At 68.6% G+C, this 17215-nt stretch carries 16 protein-coding genes; 5 read left to right on the top strand and 11 right to left on the bottom strand.

Features of this window, described 5'->3' with window-relative positions:
• Nucleotides 1-70 precede the first annotated feature (70 nt).
• The 5 genes from BN984_RS16565 to BN984_RS16545 form a co-directional block, all read right to left on the bottom strand.
• Nucleotides 71-1096, bottom strand: a complete 1026-nt coding sequence (locus BN984_RS16565) for a Gfo/Idh/MocA family protein (RefSeq protein ID WP_049968772.1) — start codon at nucleotides 1094-1096, stop codon at nucleotides 71-73.
• 115 nt (nucleotides 1097-1211) lie between these two features.
• Nucleotides 1212-2396 carry an MFS transporter gene (locus tag BN984_RS16560; RefSeq protein ID WP_081442863.1) on the bottom strand — a complete coding sequence of 395 codons (1185 nt, stop codon included), beginning with the start codon at nucleotides 2394-2396 and terminating at the stop codon, nucleotides 1212-1214.
• Between the two features lie 150 nt (nucleotides 2397-2546).
• A complete protein-coding gene (locus BN984_RS16555; protein WP_049968771.1) occupies nucleotides 2547-3716 on the bottom strand; it encodes a UxaA family hydrolase in 1170 nt (389 codons plus the stop codon).
• On the bottom strand, nucleotides 3713-4021 hold the full coding sequence (locus tag BN984_RS16550; RefSeq protein WP_008097161.1) for a UxaA family hydrolase: 309 nt from the start codon (nucleotides 4019-4021) through the stop codon (nucleotides 3713-3715). Before BN984_RS16550 ends, BN984_RS16555 begins: the two co-directional genes overlap by 4 nt.
• A complete protein-coding gene (locus BN984_RS16545; RefSeq protein WP_049968770.1) occupies nucleotides 4018-5208 on the bottom strand; it encodes a UxaA family hydrolase in 1191 nt (396 codons plus the stop codon). The genes BN984_RS16550 and BN984_RS16545 overlap by 4 nt, the downstream gene beginning before the upstream one ends.
• 86 nt (nucleotides 5209-5294) lie before the next feature.
• Between BN984_RS16545 and BN984_RS16540 the strand changes: the two genes are divergently transcribed.
• From BN984_RS16540 to BN984_RS16530, 3 genes are all read left to right on the top strand, one after another.
• Entirely contained in the window at nucleotides 5295-5978 is a 684-nt protein-coding gene (locus BN984_RS16540; RefSeq protein ID WP_049968769.1) for a carbohydrate-binding family 9-like protein, read from the top strand.
• Between the two features lie 93 nt (nucleotides 5979-6071).
• Entirely contained in the window at nucleotides 6072-6725 is a 654-nt protein-coding gene (locus BN984_RS16535; protein ID WP_049968768.1) for a ThuA domain-containing protein, read from the top strand.
• Nucleotides 6726-6785: 60 nt separating this feature from the next.
• On the top strand, nucleotides 6786-7031 hold the full coding sequence (locus BN984_RS16530; RefSeq protein WP_004041200.1) for a hypothetical protein: 246 nt from the start codon (nucleotides 6786-6788) through the stop codon (nucleotides 7029-7031).
• A 56-nt stretch (nucleotides 7032-7087) separates the two neighbouring features.
• Here BN984_RS16530 and BN984_RS16525 read toward each other — a convergent pair whose 3' ends face one another.
• The 6 genes from BN984_RS16525 to BN984_RS16500 form a co-directional block, all read right to left on the bottom strand.
• Entirely contained in the window at nucleotides 7088-8170 is a 1083-nt protein-coding gene (locus BN984_RS16525; protein ID WP_049968767.1) for an LLM class flavin-dependent oxidoreductase, read from the bottom strand.
• Between the two features lie 83 nt (nucleotides 8171-8253).
• Entirely contained in the window at nucleotides 8254-9687 is a 1434-nt protein-coding gene (locus BN984_RS16520) for a family 4 glycosyl hydrolase (protein ID WP_008097156.1), read from the bottom strand.
• 63 nt (nucleotides 9688-9750) lie between these two features.
• On the bottom strand, nucleotides 9751-10200 hold the full coding sequence (locus BN984_RS16515) for a universal stress protein (protein ID WP_049968833.1): 450 nt from the start codon (nucleotides 10198-10200) through the stop codon (nucleotides 9751-9753).
• A 119-nt stretch (nucleotides 10201-10319) separates the two neighbouring features.
• Complete coding sequence (locus tag BN984_RS16510; RefSeq protein WP_049968766.1) at nucleotides 10320-11456, bottom strand: mandelate racemase/muconate lactonizing enzyme family protein; 1137 nt, start codon at nucleotides 11454-11456, stop codon at nucleotides 10320-10322.
• 98 nt (nucleotides 11457-11554) lie between these two features.
• Nucleotides 11555-12796 (bottom strand): mandelate racemase/muconate lactonizing enzyme family protein, encoded by a 1242-nt coding sequence (locus BN984_RS16505; RefSeq protein ID WP_049968765.1) that lies wholly within the window; start codon nucleotides 12794-12796, stop codon nucleotides 11555-11557.
• Between the two features lie 87 nt (nucleotides 12797-12883).
• On the bottom strand, nucleotides 12884-13936 hold the full coding sequence (locus BN984_RS16500; RefSeq protein WP_008097147.1) for a Gfo/Idh/MocA family protein: 1053 nt from the start codon (nucleotides 13934-13936) through the stop codon (nucleotides 12884-12886).
• A gap of 114 nt (nucleotides 13937-14050) precedes the next feature.
• Here BN984_RS16500 and BN984_RS16495 point away from each other — a divergent pair, with 114 nt between their 5' ends.
• Together BN984_RS16495 and BN984_RS16490 are read left to right on the top strand one after the other, a co-directional pair.
• Nucleotides 14051-14989, top strand: coding sequence for a dihydrodipicolinate synthase family protein (locus tag BN984_RS16495; protein WP_049968764.1), 939 nt, complete (start codon nucleotides 14051-14053; stop codon nucleotides 14987-14989).
• 262 nt (nucleotides 14990-15251) lie between these two features.
• Nucleotides 15252-17192, top strand: a complete 1941-nt coding sequence (locus BN984_RS16490; protein WP_049968763.1) for a hypothetical protein — start codon at nucleotides 15252-15254, stop codon at nucleotides 17190-17192.
• Nucleotides 17193-17215: the final 23 nt, after the last annotated feature.

Raw genomic sequence — 17215 nt, 5'->3', positions numbered from 1 at the left:
GACCGGTTGCGGTGAGGTCGGTCGTGAGGTCGACTCAGTCGTGAGGTCGCAGTCGAGCGAGTCAGCGAATTCAGTCGTCCGCGTCGCGGAGGTCGCCGACCGACGACACCGATACCCACTCGCCGCGACTGTCCGAGCGCTCGGCGGCGAAGATGATGTCCACTCCCTTTCTCGCCTCGTCCGGCGGCACCATCGGCGGTCGGCCCGCGGAGACGGCCTCGACGAAATCGCGTATCTGGGCGACGTGCGGGCCGTCGGGGCGCGGGTCGGGGAGGTCGACGGGCTGTTTCTCCCCGTTCACCTCGAACAGTTCGACGCCCGTCTCGGTGACGCGAAGCGTTCCCTCCGTCCCGTTGAATTCGAGGCTGATGGGCTGTTGGGGCCGCGTCGCCGTGGTCGCCGACACCTGCCCGAGCGCGCCGTCTTCGAACCGGAGCGAGAGCGCGGCCGTATCGGGAGCTTCGATGTCGTGATACAGCGCGTCGCCGGTGCCGGCAACCCGTGACACGTCGCCGGCGACCCACTGAAGCAGGTCGATACCGTGGAGCGCCTGCGTGAACAGGACGCCCCCGTCGAGGTCCGCGCTGCCGTGCCACGACGAGTCGTCGTAGTACGACCGGTCGCGGTGCCACTTCACCCGCACGTCGGCGAACACGAGCCGTCCGAGCCGACCGTCGCCGACCACCTCGCGGGCGAACTGCATCGTGGGAAACAGCCGCCGCTGAAGGACGCAAGCGAGGGTGACACCGGCGTCGCGGCAGGCGGCGACCATGTCGTCGACGCGGCCGGGCGTGATTTCCAGCGGTTTCTCGCAGAGCACGTCGATGCCCGCCGCCGCGGCGTCGACGACGATGTCGCGGTGGGCCCCGTTGGGCGTGCAGACGCAGACAGCGTCGAGCGCGGCGTCGGCGAACAGGTCGGCGTGACTGGTGTACGACGGACAGTCGTGCGTCTCGCCGAACGACCGGGCGGTCTCCGGGGTGTGGTCTGCACAGCCCGCGAGTTCGACACCGTCGGTGTCCGCGAGCGCTTCGGCGTGGGACCGTCCCATGCTCGCACAGCCGACGATGCCGACCCGAATCGGCGTCTCAGTCATCGGCGCTCACCGTCTGGCGAAGGGGAAGTAGCGACTGTAGGCGTCATCGACTCGAACGTCAGCGGGCGGCGTGATAAGCGTTTACCAGCGGGGCCGAGCGGTCGCACGGCGCGGCTCACTCGGGCGAGAAACTCTCCGTGAGCGTCCGCCCGACCAACCCGGCGGCGACGAACGCGAGGACGCTGGTGCAGACGAACGCCGTGGCGTAGTCGAACCGGGTGGCGAGCACGCCGACGAGAAGCGGTCCGAGGACGCCGCCGAGGCCGCGGGCGGTCGACCGGAGCCCCATCAGTTCCGACTCGCGGTCGACGGGGGCCACGTCGGCGACGAAAGCGATAGTGCCCACGGTGAGCATCGAGAACGTGACCGCGTGGACGACGAAGGCGGTGCTGCTGATACCGATGCGGGCGAGCTGCCCGTCGGGAACGAGCGCGAGAACGACGACGAGCGCCTGCACGCCGCTGCCGGCGAGTCCGCCCACGATGAGCTTCTTCCGGCCGATGCTGTCGCTCAGGCGACCGAAGCTGTACATCGAGACGACTCGGACCGCGGGACTGACCGCGAGCACGGCACCCATGACGACGTTCGAGAGCCCCACGTCGGCGACGAGGAACACCGGAACGACCGAGATGAAGCCCTTCTCGGTCATGTTCCGGAGGACGATACCGACGTACAGCCAGCCGAGTCCGGTCCGCTCGAACAGTTCCCGCCGCGCGCCGCCGGGGAGGAGTCGCCCGCGGACTTCCCCAAGGAGTCGACCCGTGGTCAGCGTCTCTTCGGACGGGGGCGTCGGGTCGGCGATGCGGAGCGTGAGGAGCGTCGCCACGAGGCCGAGGCCGACGACGACGAGATAGAGGTCGGTCGGCACGAGCAGGCCGACGAGATAGCCGACGAACAGCCGACCGCTGATAGCCCCGCTAGAGCGGGCGCTACTGTAGAAACCGATGGAACGTCCGCGCTCCGACTCGCCGCCCGACTCGCTCACGATGGTGAGAATCACCGACTGGAAGCCGGCGGTGAACACCGCGAAGAGGCCACGACAGGCGATTTGGAGCGGGACCGAGGCGGTCACGGTCAGCGGGGCGATGGCGAGCGTCGAGAGGAACGCGGTCCCGATGAGTATCGCTCGCCGCCGACCCGTGATGTCGGCGATTGCGCCCCAGACCGGGGCGAACACGAACAGTCCGAAGGAGAACGCCGCGTACGCGAGGCTCACCGCGAACGGCGACCCCTGTTCTCCGATGTAGAGCGCCATCGCCGTGCCGAAGAGCGACCCACACGCGACGCGAGAGATACCGATGAGCGCGAGTGCGCTCCGCTGCCCTCGACTCGCTGGTCGAGCCTGCTGATTGACTACCACTACGACTCGGTGTGACACTACCACCCAATAAAGATTGGCGAGCCGGAAGGCGATGCGCCGAGGACGGCGGCGCGAGACTCGATGCGACCGTCAGGTCGACGGGCCGGCGCGGGCGATGGCGAACTCCGTGAGTCCGTGTCGCTCGGCGCACGTCCGGTCGCCGTCGGCGACGGCGAGAAGATACGCTTCGAGGTCGTCCGCGTCGGTCTCGCGGGCGTCGAGGTCGATATCGTCGGGGACGGCCGCGAGCGTGTCCGCGTCGCCCGAGAGTTTCACCACCGGAACGATGGGATGGCCGGCGGGCGTCCCCTGTCCCGTGACGTGGAGGACGAGGTGCGCGCCCGCGGCGGCGAGGCCGGTCGCGGCCTCCTCGACCCGAGAGGGCGCGTCGAGCAGCGTCACCGCGCCGGCGGCGGCATCGGCAGCGTCCGTTTCATCGACTCGTTGACCGTACGCCGCGACTCCCGTGACCGGCGCGTTGCCGAGGAATCCCGTCGCCGCGTCGAATCCACGGGCCGCCGCCTCCGTTCCGACGCGCGTCGCCCTCGCGGGGCGGCCCGCCGCGTCGAGCAGTCGGTCGGCGGCCGCGTCGCCGACGAGCGACCGGGTCTCCTCGGGGTGCGCGGCGAACCGCTCGTTGCCGGCGACGACGACCCGCCCGCCGGCTGACGCGACCCGCTCGACCAACTCGGCGACGAGCGGGTCGGCGTGCCGTCTGGTCGAGTCCGCGAGGTCGTCGACGACGACGCCGACCGTGAGGTCACCGAGGGTCGCCGTCTGTTCGTCGGCTGTCGCGGTCGCCCCGTCCGTCCCCTGAGCGGCGGCCGACTCCCGGAGGTCGGCGACGGCGGCCGTGCCGCGGTCGACGCAGGCGTCGGTCCCCCCGGCGTCCTGTATCGTGAGTTCGCGGACTGGAAGCCCGCGTTCTTCGACCGCCGCGGCGACGACGTCGCTCCGGACCGTCTCGCAGCCGAGGCCGACGACGACCGTACCCGCGACGTTCGGGTTCCCGGCGAGGCCGACGAGCGTCCGTTCGGTCTGCTCGGCGTCCGCGCCCAACTGCCCGCAGCCGTGGTCGTGGGGCGCGGCCACCGCACCGGGCGAACCAGCGGCTATCTCCTCGGCGACGACGTGCGAGCAGATGACCGACGGGAGGACGAGCACCCGGTTTCGGATGCCGAGGCGGCCGTCGGGTCGGCGGTGGCCCGCGAACGAGTCTGGGGTGACTCGGCGGCGGTCCGGGTGTGGGTTCCGGGTCATCGCTCCACCTCCGCCGCCACGTCGCCGCGGCCGCGGGTGCTCTCGCAATTGTGCGTGTGGACCCACTCACCGGCCGCGACAGCCGCCGTGGTCCGCCCGATGACCTCACCGTACTTGCGGACCGTCTCGCCGGCCGACAGCGGGTCGAGGGCGAATTTGTGGCCGAACGGAACGTCGTCGGCGAGCGTCACCGCGCGGTCTCCGTCGCGGACCTCGCGCCCGGCGTCGAGGTCTTCGAGCGCCGTCGCCACGCTGTCGCCGTCGGCCAGCACGAGGGCGCCCCCGTCGAGGACGCGGCCCTTCATTTGCCCCGCACCTCCGCGAGTTCGCGCGGGTGGACCTCCGTGATGGCGAACTCCTCCATCCGGCGCGTCTCGGCCCCGGTTCGCTTCCCGTCGGCGACGGCGAGCACCTCGTCGAAGACGCGCTCGCCCGCCTCGGAAATCGTCGCGTCGCCCTCGACCACCGCCCCGGCGTTCACGTCCATGTTCGACCGCATGCGCTCCCACGTCCGGGGATTTCCCGTGACCTTCACCACGGGCGCGACGGGGTTGCCGGTGGTGCTCCCGCGCCCGGTGGTGAAGACGATAATCTGCGCGCCGCCGGCGACCTTGCCGACGACGCTCTCCACGTCGTAGCCCGGCGTGTCCATCAGGACGAGGCCGCCGCCGACCGGCAAGCGCTCGGCGTAGTCGACGATGCCGCGCACGGGGGTCGTCCCGCCCTTCGAGATGGCTCCGAGGCTCTTTTCCTCGATGGTCGTGAGGCCGCCCTCCTGATTGCCGGGCGAGGGCTGTGCGCCCCGGAGGTCGACCCCCATCAGGTCGGCGGTCGCCTCGCGGCGCTCGACGCGGTCGAGCAGTCGGCGGCGGGTCTCCTCGTCGGCGCATCGCTCCGCGAGGACGTGTTCCGCGCCGATGAACTCCGGCGTCTCGCTGAACGAGGCGGTTCCCCCGGCCGCGACGAGATGGTCGCAGGCGTCGCCGACGGCGGGGTTGGCGGCGATGCCCGAGGTGGCGTCACTCCCGCCGCACTCGACGCCGACGACGAGTTCGCTCGCGTCGGCCGACTCGTGGCGGGCGTCCGCGGCCGCCTCGTTCAGCGAGTCGAGGGCGGTGCGCCCGCGCTGGAGGGCCGCGGCCGTCCCGCCGACCTCGCGGACCGAGAGCGTCTCGACCGGCTTGCCGTCTCGGGCGATTCGGTCCGCGAGGTCGGCGGCGTCGATGTCCTCGGTTCCGAACTCGACGACGAGCGCCGCGCCGACGTTCGGGTTGCGCCCGACGCCGACCAGCACCCGCTCGGTCTGCGCTCGCGCCTCGTCCGGTTGGTTCGCTCCCATCTGGTGCGGCGTCGCGCGCGCCCACGCCCCCGCCTCGGCCGCGATACCGCGGGCGACGCAGGACGACGCGACCGAGGTCGGAAGGACGGCGACGTGGTTTCTGACCCCGATGCGGCCGCTCTCCCGGCGGTAGCCGGTGAACTCTCGTCTCATACCACGCGATTCGGTAGCGCCCGACAAAGTGGTTTCGTCGGGTGCGGGCGGAACGCTCTTGCGGGCGGGTCGAGTGAGTGAGACGTATGCGAACCTACGAGGTCAGCCGCATCGACGCGGACAGGGCGGTCCCGCTGACCGGCGCGGTCGACGGGACGGTGTGGGAGCGGGCGAACGTCGCCCGACTGGACGAGTACGCGTGGGGCGACGAACCCGGCCCGGAGACGACGGTCAGGGCGCTGTTCGACGCGGAGGCGCTCTACCTGCAGTTCCACGTCGAAGACGACGAGATAACCGCCGACGTGACGGAGCTGAACGGTCCGACGTTCGAGGACAGTTCGGTCGAACTGTTCGCCACGCCGGCCCCGCCCGACGACGGCTCGCCGGGGCGGTACTTCAACTTCGAGGCGAACTGCTGCGGCACGTTCAAACTCGCGTGGCAGGAGCCGAACTGGCGCGAGCGCGACATCGGCCGCGACCTCGTCTCGCCGACCGACGCGGCGGCCGTCGAGGTGGAAACGTCCGTCCCCGGCCCCACGAAAACCGCGTCCCCGGACGACGACGCGTGGTGGCTCGCGGCGCGGCTCCCGCGGTCGACGCTCCAGTCGTTGACCGGCCTCCCGCTCGAACTCGACTCGGAGACGGTCTGGCGCGGGAACTTCTACCGGAGCGGTCTGCCCGACGCGCAGAAGGGGACGTGGAACCGAATCGAACTGCCGGAGCCGACGTACCACTCGCCGGCGTACTTCGGGCGCATCGAGTTCGAGTGAGCGGTCGCCTCGGGCGGGTGCCCCGGACGGTCGTGCCGAGCAAGCCGTGGTGGCACCGAAACGACTTTTCGCGCGGGAACTGAACGACAGCCCATGCAGCAGCCGTCCGCGTTAGTCATCGGAGAGACGACCTTCTCGTTCCACGACTTCGAGGAGATGCGACCGCACATCGAGTCCGCCATCGGCGACGCCGCCGAGGTGACCGCGACGACCGACAAAGACGCCCTCGCCGACCTCGCGGGCTACGACCTCGTCGTGGACTACCTGACGGACGCCACCCTGACACCCGAGCAGTTAGACGGTCTCCTCAGTTTCGTCCGCGACGGCGGAGCCTATCTGGGTCTCCACTGCGCCGCCGACCTCATCAACGTCCACGACGGGGACGGCGGCCTCGACAAGCGCGACGAGCCGTTTCCCGACCTCCGCGACCTCCTCGGCGGCCACTTCCTCACCCACCCCGAGCAATCGACGTTCGGCGTCGAAATCGTCTCCGACCACGCCGTGACCGACGGCGTCGACGACTTCGAGGTGTTCGACGAGCCGTATCAGGTCGACGTGGACGACGACGTGACCGTGCTCGCGCGCATGGCCCACCCCGACCTCACCGACTACCCGGTCGCGTGGGTCCGCGAGTACGGCGCGGGGCGAGTCTGTTACGCGTCGCTCGGACACACCGCCGAGGCCTTCGAGAACGACGACTACCGGCGACTGCTCCGCAACGCCGTCGGCTGGCTGGTCCGCGACTGAGCGGAGCGCTCGCGCGTCGCCGTGTGAACGTTTATCCCGGTCGGTTCCGAACGTCGGTACATGAATCTTCGAGCCGCCGACCTGACCGTGTTCGTGTTCGTCCTCGGCGTCATGCTCTCGGGAATGTGGCTGGCCCAGCAGTTCGGCATGGTGTGGTCGCCGACGCTGTTCGCCATCGTCGCCGTCGTAGCGGCCGTCTGGACGGCGTACTACCGGTTCGGGGTAGAACCGCGAATCGATGCGAGCAGAGGAGACGACGACGACAACCAGCAGGAACCCGGCGTCAGCGACGGCGCACAGGAGTGACCGACTAACCGCATCAGCCGGTGTCGGCGACCGACGCTCCGACTCGTCCCGCCGCGCTACCGCTCGCTGAAGTACGGAATAATCTCGTTTTCGTAGTGCCGCATCGTCTCCTCGTAGTCGCCGACGGGGATGAGAACGAGGTTGTCGACGCCCGCGTCGCGGAACGCCTCGATTCGCTCGATGGCGCGCTCGGGGTCGCCGGCGACGCAGATATCGTCGACGGCCCCGTCCGGGATGCGCTCGGCCGCCGCCGACAACTGACGCTCCTGTTCCTCGTCGAACGCCATCTGCCACATGATGGGCGTCGACTCCGCGATGTCCTCGTAGCCCATGTCGGCGAGGAGCGGCGGTCGGAGCGCGAGGTTCACGCGGTTGCGCTCGATGCCGGCCGCGCGAGCCTCGTCGCCGTCCTCGGAGACCGTGGTCGGAACCATCACCGCGCGGTCGATGGCGTCGGGGTCGCGGCCTCGGTCCGCGGCCACGTCGAGGACTTTCCGAAGGTCGGCCGCGTACTCGTCGGGCGAGTAAATCCACGGGAACCAGCCGTCGGCGACCGCGCCCGTCAGACCGCGCATGCTCTCGCCGTAACCGCCTATCCAGAGCGGCGGGCGCGGCTCCTGTGCGGGCTTCAGCCCCATGTGTGCCTCGTCGAGGTCGAAGTAGTCGCCCGCGAACGAGAACGGCTCGTCGGTCGTCGAGTTCCACAGGCCGTCGATGACGGCGACACACTCCCTGAACCGGGTGTACGGGTCGTCCCAGTCGATGTCCGAAATCGGCGCGAAGTTGAACGCCTCGCCGGCCCCGATACCGAGACCGGCGCGGCCGTCCGTCATCCGGTCGAGCGTGGCCGTGACGTGCGCGAGTTCGGTCGGGTGGCGGCGCACCGAGTCCGCGACGCCGGGCATGAGGGTCACCTCCTCGGTGCGCTGGGCTATCGCCCCGAGGACGGAGAACGCCTCCCACGGCGGGTCCACCAGATACTCCTCGGAGCCGGTCGGGTGAAACAGGTGGTCCGGAACGGTGACGGTGTCGAACCCGGCCGTCTCGGCTCGGACCGCTCGCTCGATGGTTTTCTCGACGTTTCCGTAGCTGACAACTTGACAGCCGAAGCTCAAACCGCGGCTATTGGCGCTCGACATCGCGTGTACCGACTGGGCCGCGGGATAAATAGCTGACCCCGGAGGTGGGGAGTGACGTGTTCGCGAGGGTTCGAAACGCCGGCTTACGCCCGCAGGACCGACGCGTCGAGGTCGTAGTCGGCGAAGTACTCGCGCTCCAGTTCGACGAGTTTGGCGAACAGCTCTTGGGCCTCGTCGCGCGAGACGGTGACGAGCGGTTCGTTGAGGAACGCCTGAAACGCGAGGTCGAGGTCGCCTTCGAAGCCCGCGCGCACGAGCGTCTCCTGATTCGTGACGTGGCGCTCGACCATGCTCTCGACCTCGTCGGGTAAGCCGCCCGCACAGAGGGGTGTCACGTCGTCTCCGGAGAGGAGCGCGTTCGTCTCCACGACCGCGCCCTCGGGGATGCCGTCGACCTGCCCCTCGTTGGGGTAGTTGAGGTGCGTGACGAACGTCCCCTCGCCGGAGAGCGCCCGCATGATGTCGACCGCTTCCTCGCCCGACTCGTGGAACTCGAACTCCGCGTCGCCTTCGAGGTAGCGTTCCATCTCGTCGGGGCCCTCGTCGTCGGAGACGCGGGCCGAACTCGGCGTGAGCCGGATACCGTAGCGCTGGATTTCCGCCGGCTCGTCGATGCTCAGATACCACGGGACGAACTCCACGAGGTGACGGTCGCCCGCCGCGCCGAGGACGCCGAAGCGGTCGTAGAGGTCGAGCGCGACTTCCTCGTTGTTCACCCAGTAGGACTCGGCGTCGAGGTCGCCCGACTCGCGGTCGAAAAGCGGTTTCCGACGTTCGAGTTCCTCGTCGAGGTACTGGAACACGTCGCGGTCGCGCCACCGCGCCTCGTCGACCCACGTGAAGTGGTTGACTCCCTTGACGTTGACCCGAACCTCGTCGCGGGCGACGTCCTCGGCCTCGTCGATGTAGCGCTCCGCCATCTCGGCGAACAGCTTCTGGGTCTTGAACACCTCGTGGCAGAGCCCGATGGCCTTGATGTCGGGGAATTCCTCGTAGAGCGTCCGCGTGCAGACCGTCATCGGGTTGGTGTAGTTGATGACCCACGCGTCCGGGCAGCGCTCGCGGACCGTCGCGGCGATTTCACGGTACTGCGGAATCGCTCGCAGCGCCCGAATCGCCCCGCCGGGGCCGACGGTGTCGGCGACCGTCTGATAGATACCGTACTCCTGGGGCACGTCGATGTCGTGGACGAACGTCTCACCCGGCGGGTCCTGAATCGAGCAGATGACGAAGTCGGCACCGTCGAGCGCCTTGTCCATGCTCCGGGTCGCCTCGAACGACCAGTCGCCGACCGCCTCCTCGCGGTCCATCACGCGGTTTCCGAGGAGGGCGTTCTTCGACGCCATCTCGTAGTTCACGTCGTACAGCGTGACGCTCCCCGCGAGGTCCGGACACTGCGCGAGGTCGTTGATGAGCGTGTGGGCCCACCCCTGACTCCCGCCGCCGATGTAGCCGATGTCGATGGTTCGGGACGAACCCGACGGTACAGGCTCCGCTTGCTCCGACAGCTGATACATGTGATAACACGTGACGAGTCGCGGTCGCAAATAGCTGTCGTTTCGGTGGGTCCGGCCGCTCCGTCACTCGGTCAGGATGGTGACCGGGCCGTCGAAGTTGAGGACGACGCGCTGTGCGGTGTCGCCGAACAGCGCCTTCCCTGTCGGCGAGCGCTGTCGACCGGCGACGTAGACGTGGTCACAGCCGCGCTCGTCGGCGACGCGAATCACCTCGTCCGCGAACTCGCCCTCGTCGGCGACGACGGTGACGGCGTCGTACTCGACGGTTCCGTTCACCGACTCGAACGCCTCGTCGGCGGCCTGCGACGCGAATCGGGTGGCGACTTCCCGCGCCGAGTTCGACTCCAGCGGCGTGTTGGCGGCGTCGCTCATCGCCTGCAACGTCTCGGCGTTCTCGACGATTTCGTCCTCGGTGATTCGCGTGAGGAGCACGAGCGGCGTGTCCGTGCCGGCCGCGATTTGCCCCGCCTCGACGAGGAGGCGCTCGTTGGAGTCCGTGCTGTCGACTACCACTAGCGATGACTGCATACCGGTGCCACGGTGCTTTAACGCATAAAACTATCCCGCGAGTCGGAACAGCGCGAGGTCGGTTCGGCGGTGCAGCGGCGGGGAGACGAACGAGCGACCCGCGCTCAGCGGTCGGCGCGGTACCGTTCGACCGCGTCCTCGTCGATTTCGACGCCCAGGCCGGGGGCCTGCGGCACGTCCACCTCGCCGCCGGTCGGGTCGAACGGGGTCCGCAGAATCTCGTCGCGGAGCGGATTCTCGCTCCGGTCGAACTCGACCATCATCGGGTCCGGGACGTGCCGCGTGTGCGGGTAGTCCGAGACCGACGCCGCGAACTGGACCGCCGCGGCGAGGCCGACCGCGCTGTTCCAGATGTGCGGCCGGACCGCCACGTTCTCCGTGCTGGCGAGGTCGGCGATGCGACTCGCCTCCGAGAGCCCGCCGCACCGCCCGAGGTTCGGCTGGACCACGTCGACCGTCCGGTCGTCCACGAGGCGCTTGAACTCGAAGCGGCCGTAGTGCGCCTCACCGGCCGCGAGGGGCACGTCGACGCCGCGTTTGACCTCGCGGTAGCCCGAGAGGTTCTCCGGCGGGACGGGTTCTTCCATCCACGTGATGTCGAACTCCTCGATGGCCTTCGCGGTGCGAATCGCCTGTCGCGGCCGGTAGTTCCCGTTGATGTCGACCATCAGCCGCGCGTCGTCGCCGAAGAGTTGGCGGGCGGTTCGAACCCGCTCCACGTCCGAGTCGGTGCCGTTGCCGATTTTTATCTTGGCCGCGGAGAATCCTTCGTCGACGGCGTCCCGAATCGGCTCGGCGATGTCGCGGTCCGCCTCGGTGAAGTACATCGTCGAGGCGTAGGCGGTGAGCGTCTCCCGCGGCGTCCCACCGAGGAGCCGGTGGACGGGCTTGCCGGTCGCCTTGCCGACGAGGTCCCACAGGGCCACGTCGATGCCGCTGAGGGCGCTCTGGACGAAGACGCTCCCGCCGAAGTGGTATGGGTCTGTGTACGACGCCTCCGCGAGGCGCCGCACGTCGAAGGGGTCCATGCCGACCACGTCGTCGCGGAAGAACTCGTCGACGACGGGCGCGATAACGCTCCCCGGGGCGAACGCCTCGCCCCAGCCGACGTCGCCGGTGTCGGTGTCGACGCGGATGAGCGTCGTCGCCCTGTCGTGGCCGAACCCGCGCGCGTCGCCGAGGCCCTCGCCCTCGGGGAGGCGGTGCGATATCGGGATGACTTCGATGTCGGTTACGTGCATGAAAAATGTACCACGGAGAGACGCATTATAGCTTGTGCAGACGGCGAACGCGGCGAGACAGACGGGACGAAGGCGGCGAGTCGCTTCGAACCGTCGACTCAGTCCTCGTCGTAGTGGAACTCGGTCCACGGCCCGTCGCGGAACGGGTAGTCGTCGAGCGCGTCGAAGTTCACTTCGATTCCCAGTCCCGGCTCGTCGGACAGCGAGAGGACGCCGTCCTCGACGGCGGGTTGGCCCTCGATGATGTCGAACGCGAGGTCGAAGGGGTACATTCCGGGGTCGGTCTCGGCGTCGAGGAGCGGGTCGTCCTCGAAGACCGGGTATTCGAGGAGCGACACCTCGGGCGCGGCCGCGACGAGGTGCGCGTTGGCGAGCAGGCCGACCCACGTCCCGAAGTTGTGCGGGACGAACTCCACGTCGCGGCCGACGCAGGACTCGACCGCGGGGCGACAGCCGGTGTAGCCGCAGTGGTGCCGAACGTCGCCCTGCAGGAAGTCGACCGCGCCCGTCTCGCCGAGCGCGACGAGGCCCTCGGGCGTCGGTTCGCTCTCGCCGCCGGCCCGCGGCGCGCCCGTCTCCGCGAGTTCGACGTAGCCCGCGTGGTCGTCGGGCGAGACGGGCTCTTCGACCCAGTAGCAGTCCCGCTCGGCGGCGAAGGTGACGAGGTCTTCGACCGTCTCGCGGTCGTAGCCGTCGCGAATCTTCCACCAGGTGTGCACGTCGAGCATCACTTCCATGTCGCCCGCGACGTCGGCGAGCAGTTCGACAGTGCGGCGGTCCCCGTCGGGGCCGATGCCCGGTCGGTACTTGTAGCCGAAGAAGCCGAGGTCGCGGATGGTCGCCGCCTGTTCGGCGTACCCCTCGGGTTCCATGTACATCCCGGCGCTGGCGTACAGGGGCATCTCCGTCGTCGGGTCGGTGCCGTACTCGTCGGCGAGCAGTTCGTAGATGGGCGCACCGACCTCCTTCCCGCGGATGTCGTACAGGGCCACGTCGAGCGCCGAGATGGCCTGATGGCGGAGTCGGTCGGGGAGGTCGGTGTCGCGGAGCATCGCGTGCGCGTCTTCGACCTCCTCGACGGTCTCGCCTTCGAGCGCGTCGGCGACGGCCCCGTTTACCACGTCCGCGAAGGTGCCCTGCGATTCGCCCTCGAAGTACTCCCGCATCGCGGAACTGCTCGCGCCGGCGGTGGCGATGCCGCGGGTTCCGTCGGCCGATTCGACGACGACGAGCACCACGTCGCGTTTGAGGAGGCGACGGACGCCGCCGTGGAAGGGTCGGTCCTGCGGCGGTTCGATAGGTGACGAGAGAGCGTATCCGCTGATAGTCGCGATTCGCATACCTCTACAGAATCGGCCACCACGATAAAACTCCGCCTCGCGCGGGAGAACGCGGAGTGGAAACAGTCGAGAGAGAACGAAGGCGCGCTACTGGAAGACGTCGGACGCGAACGGGTAGAGTTCGTCGAGTGCGACGCGTTCGTTCCGCCGACCCGACTCGTAGGCCGCCATCGTGATGAGCACCGCCTTGAGGCCGTCGCGGGCGGTCGCGGGCGGCGTCTCGCCGGTCTCTATCGCGTCGAGGAACGCGGTGCCCTTGCTCAGCCACCGCTCGTAGCCGTCGTAGGGATGGTGTTCGGTCCCCTCGTCGTCGATGACGTAGCCGGTCCGGTCGTCCCACTCGTGGCCTTCGAGGTATATCGCCCCCTCGTCGTCCCAGATGTGGACGTGCTCGCGGGTCCGCGCGACGACGCCCGTGTCGGAGACGTTCGCCACCGCGCCCTCCGCGAACTCGATGATGATGGAGGACTGGCGGTCGAACACCTGCTCGTCGTCGTGGAAGTCGACGTAGGCGTTGACGTGGGTCGGGGTGAGTCCGGTCGTCCAGAGGATGGCGTCGATGACGTGCGTGCCGACGTTCAGGAGGTGACCGCCGCCGCTCAGTTCGGGGTTCATCCGCCAGTCGTCTTCCTTCTCGTAGTAGGACTGCCAGTCGTGGGTCACCTCACCGGTAATAAATCGCGGGACGCGGTCGCCCTCGGCCCACTCGTCGTGGGCGCGCTTGTAGGCCGGATTGAAGTGTCGCTGGTAGCCGACCATCACGGTTTGGTCGCTCGCCTCGGCGCGGGTCGTGAGTTCGTAGGCCTCCTCGGCGTCGGTCGCGAGCGGCTTCTCGCAGAGGACGTGCAGGCCGCGGTCCAACACGGCCGAGGTCTGCTCGTAGTGCAGGCCGTTAGGCGTCGCGACGGCGACGGCGTCCATCGGGGCCGAATCGAGGAACGCCTCGAACGACGGGTAGCGGTGCGCCTCGGGAACGTCGAAGGAGTCACCGACCTCGGCGAGGCCGTCTGGGTCCACGTCGGAGATGGCGACGAGTTCCGACCGGGGGAGTTCGACGAACTGTTGACAGAGCCGACGACCGAGGCTTCCGAGGCCGACGACTCCGACGGCGATTGGAGACGAGTCTGTCTGACGCGGCATGGGTTCGACTACAGAGATGGGGCAGATAACTGTTTTGACGGTCCTCGGGCGCTCGTCGTCGCGTGCGACCCCCCTGTCCGAAGATTTTATGCGCGAGTGCACGGTGGTTCGGGTATGCCACTCGCAGAGAGCGGTGTGCGCGAGCACCTGCGCGGCGTCGCCGCCGGGCTCCTCACCCCGTTCGACGACGACCTCGACATCGAACACGACGAACTGGCAGCGAACGCGAGGACCCTCTACGACGAGGGAATCCGCACGTTCCTCGCGTCGGCGAACATCAGCGAGTATCACTCGCTGTCCCAGCAGGAACGCGTCGACGTGACGGAGACGGCCGTCGATGCGCTCCCCTCCGACGTGTGCGTCCTCGCCGGCGTCGGCGGGAGCACGACGGGTGCGCGGGAACTCATCGACGCCTACGACCGCATCGGCGTCGACGGGATGATGATAATGCCGCCGGACCACACGTACGTCCACGAGCGCGGGCTGCTTCGCTACTACGAGAGGCTCGCCGAAGCCTCGTCGGCCCCGCTGGTGCCGTACGTCAAGGGATTCGACCCGTCAATCAACTATCTCCGCGACCTCGCGGGGCTCGACGGCGTGGTCGGCATCAAGTACGCCATCGAAGACGCCGTGAAACTCGGCGCGGCCGCCAGCGCCACCGGCGACGACGTGGTCTGGGTGGACGGCCTCGCCGAACCCTTCGCCGTCTCGTTCTGGAACGAGGGCATCGAGGGATTCTCGGCGGGAGTGAGCAACTTCCGGCCGGAAGTCGGCCTCGCGCTGTTCGAGGCGCTCACCGAAGAGAACTGGGAGCGCGCCCGTGAGCTTCGGAACATCTGTCTGCCCTACCAGAACTTCCGCGACCAGACTGGACAGAACAACACCCTCGATGGCGCTATCAGCGTCCCGGCGGTGAAGAAAGGCCTCGAACTGGCCGGCCTGCACGGCGGGGGAGTCCGCGAGCCGATTCGCCCGCTGTCGGCCGAAGACGAGCGCCAGGCGGAGGAGCTGTACGACCAGCTCGACGACGACATCGAGCGCCTCATCGACTGAACGCGACCCACAGAAGACGCCGAGCGACGACAACCAACGACCGACGACAACCAGCGACCGACCGACCGAGGGCCGCGAGAGCGACTGGCATAACCGCGGTAGCGACGAGGTCGAGCCGCGCGGTGTCGGCACGGTGAGTGACGACTGAATCGGGAGGTTCGCCGACGACGCGGTCAGACGGATCGTCGTCGCCCGAACCGGCCGGAGCGCCGCGACTCGCGCGACCCAAATATTCATCACCCGAGACGCGGGGTATGGTGGCATGCGCGAGTTCGAAGCGACCGCCGAGGCGACTCGACCGCCGACGTGGGCGCACAAACAGCGAGCACTGTTCGACCTGACGGCCGATGCAGTCGACCGGTTCGTCAACGACTACACCGGCCCCGACGGGGAGCCGTTCTGGCCGCCAGACGACCACGTGGGCGTCGACGGCTTCGACGACGTGGTCGAGGGGTTCTACAACTGGCCGCTCGTGTACGCGATGGGCGGCGACGAACGCCTGCTCGACCACGCCCGTCGCGTGTACGAGTCCGCGTTGGAACGCGGCGCGGCGACGGAGACGCCGTTCGGCCATCCGATGGTCGTCGACGAGTTCGAACAGTGTCGCGACTGGTTCCACCTCGGGGAGGGCAACCTCTACACGTACAACATGGGCCTCGCCGCGCCCGACGACGACGCGGTCGTCGACCGAGCGACGAAGTTCGCTGACCTCTACACCGCCGACTCGGACACGGGGAACTACGACGCCGAAAACCGAGTGGTTCGCGGGCCGATGAACGGGAGCATGGGCCCGGAGTTCTGCGACTTCTCCGCCTACGAACACCACCCCTACGGCGCGGACTACCGCTGGGCCAGACACGGCCTCCCGTGGCGGGATTTAGAGTTCGACGAGGCCGCGGACCTCCTCGACCCGGCGAACGAAGAGCGCCTGTTCGAAGTGCTGAACGAGCGCTGCGCGAAGGGCGACATCCCACTGAACCTCAACATCACGAGCCTGATGACGAACGCCTATCTCCACACGGGCGACGACGACTACCGCGAGTGGGTGACCGATTACCTCGACGCGTGGCGGGAGCGGACGGCCGAAAACGGCGGCATCATCCCCGACAACGTCGGGCGCTCCGGCGAAATCGGCGAGTACACAGACGGGTCGTGGTACGGCGGCTACTACGGCTGGTCGTGGGGCGGGTGGCACTACATCGGCATCGGGCCGACGGTCGCCGCCGAGAACGCGGTCCTGCTCGAAGGCGACCGGGAGTACCTCGAGTTCCCGCGGTCGCAACTCGACGTGCTCATCGAAAACGGCATCGAGGTCGCCGAAGACGACGTACACAGCACCCTCCACATCCCGCACAAGTACGGCGGCGAGGGCGACTACCACTACGACGCCTCGGGCGTCCTCACGGAGGACGACGGGGAGGTGCTGTGGCGGGACGGCTGGTACGAGTTCCAGCCGCTTACGGACGACCCCTACGCGGTTCACCTCTGGTACATGTCGATGCGCGACGAGGACCGAAATCGACTGCGTCGGCTCCGCGACTGGGGAGAACAGGACTGGCGACGCGTCGACCCGCGGGCGAAGACGAAACACGACGACGGTCACGAGTACGCGTGGCTGGCCTACCTCGACGGGGAGTTCCAGGACTACCCGGACCGAATCCTCGAAGCGACGCGCGAGCACGTCGACGAGCGACTGCGCCTGTTCGACGCCGAGGGGAACGAGCCGACGACCGTGGACGAAGACTACCTCAGAGACCGAAACCCGGCGTTCCACAAGGCACTGCTCCAACTCACCATGGGAGCGCCACAACCCGTCTACTACGGCGGCCTCGTGATGGCGCAGGTCAGACACTTCGACGCGCGCCGGGAACGGCCAGGACTACCGGCAGGCGTCGCCGCGCTCGTGGAGTCGGTGACGAAAGACGGAATCGAACTGACGCTCGTCAACACCGGGGCGAGACAGGAAGAGGTCGTCGTCCAAGCGGGCGCGTACGGTGAACACCGCTTTACTACGGTCGAGACCGACGGCGTGGAGCGCGGCGGCGGCGAGGAAGACTCCGACAGCGCAAGTGACGGCGACGAAGGGACGGGCGCGCTCCGGGTGCGGCTCCCTGCCGGAAGTCGGATGTCGATTCGCGCCGGTCTCGACCGCTTCGTCGACGACCCGAGTTACGAACGCCCGTGGTCGGAAACGGCGTCGTAAGGTCCCGCGGCGGCGACGCGCGG

The sequence above is a fragment of the Haloferax prahovense genome (assembly GCF_000723845.1).
In the GTDB taxonomy this organism is placed as follows: domain Archaea; phylum Halobacteriota; class Halobacteria; order Halobacteriales; family Haloferacaceae; genus Haloferax; species Haloferax prahovense.
The sequence above is the reverse complement of the archived record's forward strand: the minus strand, read 5'-3'. Positions and strand labels throughout refer to the sequence as shown.

Bases quoted from the DNA above. Each gene is read 5' to 3' on its own strand.
- BN984_RS16520 (WP_008097156.1), bottom strand. From the start codon at position 9,687: ATGTATCAGCTGTCGGAGCAAGCGGAGCCTGTACCGTCGGGTTCGTCC.
- BN984_RS16535 (WP_049968768.1), top strand. From the start codon at position 6,072: ATGCAGCAGCCGTCCGCGTTAGTCATCGGAGAGACGACCTTCTCGTTC.
- BN984_RS16540 (WP_049968769.1), top strand. From the start codon at position 5,295: ATGCGAACCTACGAGGTCAGCCGCATCGACGCGGACAGGGCGGTCCCG.
- BN984_RS16495 (WP_049968764.1), top strand. From the start codon at position 14,051: ATGCCACTCGCAGAGAGCGGTGTGCGCGAGCACCTGCGCGGCGTCGCC.
- BN984_RS16510 (WP_049968766.1), bottom strand. From the start codon at position 11,456: ATGCACGTAACCGACATCGAAGTCATCCCGATATCGCACCGCCTCCCC.
- BN984_RS16565 (WP_049968772.1), bottom strand. From the start codon at position 1,096: ATGACTGAGACGCCGATTCGGGTCGGCATCGTCGGCTGTGCGAGCATG.
- BN984_RS16505 (WP_049968765.1), bottom strand. From the start codon at position 12,796: ATGCGAATCGCGACTATCAGCGGATACGCTCTCTCGTCACCTATCGAA.
- BN984_RS16550 (WP_008097161.1), bottom strand. From the start codon at position 4,021: ATGAAGGGCCGCGTCCTCGACGGGGGCGCCCTCGTGCTGGCCGACGGC.
- BN984_RS16555 (WP_049968771.1), bottom strand. From the start codon at position 3,716: ATGACCCGGAACCCACACCCGGACCGCCGCCGAGTCACCCCAGACTCG.
- BN984_RS16525 (WP_049968767.1), bottom strand. From the start codon at position 8,170: ATGTCGAGCGCCAATAGCCGCGGTTTGAGCTTCGGCTGTCAAGTTGTC.
- BN984_RS16530 (WP_004041200.1), top strand. From the start codon at position 6,786: ATGAATCTTCGAGCCGCCGACCTGACCGTGTTCGTGTTCGTCCTCGGC.
- BN984_RS16500 (WP_008097147.1), bottom strand. From the start codon at position 13,936: ATGCCGCGTCAGACAGACTCGTCTCCAATCGCCGTCGGAGTCGTCGGC.
- BN984_RS16490 (WP_049968763.1), top strand. From the start codon at position 15,252: ATGCGCGAGTTCGAAGCGACCGCCGAGGCGACTCGACCGCCGACGTGG.
- BN984_RS16545 (WP_049968770.1), bottom strand. From the start codon at position 5,208: ATGAGACGAGAGTTCACCGGCTACCGCCGGGAGAGCGGCCGCATCGGG.